This window comes from Vibrio sp. 1557 (assembly GCF_033340175.1).
GTDB lineage: Bacteria > Pseudomonadota > Gammaproteobacteria > Enterobacterales > Vibrionaceae > Vibrio > Vibrio alginolyticus.
The window spans coordinates 1-1,733 of the sequence record NZ_JAWOVZ010000080.1; the positions used below are offsets into that span (position 1 = coordinate 1).

General features: G+C 44.3%; 2 protein-coding genes and 2 pseudogenes. All 4 read left to right on the plus strand.

The genetic code is table 11. The features are described 5' to 3' along the window. Positions 1–172: pseudogene (locus R7070_RS24715) on the plus strand (L-sorbose 1-phosphate reductase); the annotation flags it as partial. A 59-nt stretch (positions 173–231) separates the two neighbouring features. Beyond that, positions 232–750 (plus strand): MltR family transcriptional regulator, encoded by a 519-nt coding sequence (locus R7070_RS24720; protein ID WP_005462031.1) that lies wholly within the window; start codon positions 232–234, stop codon positions 748–750. A gap of 9 nt (positions 751–759) precedes the next feature. Continuing rightward, positions 760–1,494 carry a nucleoside/nucleotide kinase family protein gene (locus R7070_RS24725; protein WP_318141344.1) on the plus strand — a complete coding sequence of 245 codons (735 nt, stop codon included), beginning with the start codon at positions 760–762 and terminating at the stop codon, positions 1,492–1,494. A 25-nt stretch (positions 1,495–1,519) separates the two neighbouring features. Beyond that, positions 1,520–1,733: pseudogene (locus R7070_RS24730) on the plus strand (phosphatase); the annotation flags it as partial.

The following is a 1,733-nucleotide window of genomic DNA, read 5'->3' on the forward strand; positions in this document are numbered from 1 at the left end:
TTACCCACATATTGACCTGCCATTGACGGCGATTGATGACTTTTTATCGTTGGCAGACCAAGACCCGTTCTTTGCGGAACTCGATGCGATTTTGTGCGCGAACAACTATGTGTGGAACGCGCATGCAGAAAAAGCGTTACTTGAGTTTTATGACGTGAGCTTAACGGTTTAGTTGCAACGAACATGTGTGGTAGCCTTTGCGCTGCCACATAATGGAGAGGTCATAAGACGTTGTCACGTGAAGACGAATTACTGGAGAAATTGGATGAGTGTGAAAATGCCACTGCGTTTCTTCAGGTTTCTAACAAAATAATTAACCTCAAGTTAAAAGCATTACTTCCGAGTGTGTTCGTCCAAGACGACTTAGTGAAGGAGTATGCTGTGGATCCATTATTGAGAGAAGATGGGCCATTGGTCACGACCGATGTTGTCTCCAAGTTGATGTTTGCGATGGGAAAAATCTCATTACAAACTTATGCAGACATAGGCTTGTACGATCAGGTTTTGGAGTATGTGGTTACTCAGCCTGAAAAGATCGCGTTTACAGATGATGTGATTTATGACTTCATCAAAAACCAAGCTGTACTCTCTTCTCAGCAAGACTGCTTTTATCTTGAGTCGATCAATCAGCTAAAGTTCTCTTCGTTTGAGTCCTTTTCGCAAATGAGATACGAATCTCTCATCAAAACAGTGCTCAAGCTGTCGTGTGAAATGTTGATAGAAAGAATCGAAGAGGAAATCAATCAGTAAGGGTTCACCATGAAAGTGAATTTAAACGTCAGTGGCTTCGAAACCGAAGCAACCTTTCCCGATGCTGACGTAAAACGAATCCATCAGCCTCTTATCGAAAAATTTACTCGCCTCTATCATGAGAAGCAGGAACGCATAGTGGTGTTCTTGAGTGCTCCTCCGGGCAGTGGCAAGTCGACACTCGCTGCGTTCTGGGAATACTTGTCGGAACAAGATGAAAGCCAAGAGCCTTTACAAGTGCTGCCGTTTGATGGTTTCCATTATCCAAATGAGATCCTCGACAACAATACGATTGAACGAGATGGCGAGCTCGTGTCTCTGCGCAGTATTAAGGGGGCCTATCAAACATTTAATCTGACGGAGCTTATCGACAAGCTCAAACAGCTCAAAGTTAAAGATCCGAAATGGCCTTACTACGACCGCAATTTGCATGATCCAGTCGACGACGCCATTTTAGTGAATCGCAATGTTGTTGTCGTTGAGGGGAATTGGTTACTGCTTAATGAACCGGTGTGGAATGAACTGCATCGTTTGGCAGATTTTACCGTCTTCGTCGATACACAGCCTGAGTTTCTGCAAGAACGCTTAGTAAACCGTAAGATTCGTGGTGGCACCGCCCCAGAATCCGCATTAGCGTTTTATTTAAACTCAGATGCCGTAAATGTAGATAAGGTTTTAAATCACTCAATTCCAGCGGATCTCACGCTGTTTCTCAATCAAAACGGTTCGTTCGAAATTCGATAATTTGTCCACAATTTAGGAGGTCACCATGGATATCGTCGTTGATAGCCACACCCATACTATTGCCAGTGGACATGCCTACAGCACCATTTTAGAGAACGCATTGGCAGCCAAGAATAAGGGGCTAAAACTTCTTTGTACCACCGATCATGCTCCCGAAATGCCAGGAGCCCCTCACTACTGGCACTTCAACAATCAAAGAATTTTGCCCCGCTTTTTGCATGAGGTCGGTATTCTCCGTG

Excerpts from the sequence above, each read along its gene's own strand:
- R7070_RS24725 (WP_318141344.1), top strand. The coding sequence starts at position 760 with ATGAAAGTGAATTTAAACGTCAGTGGCTTCGAAACCGAAGCAACCTTT.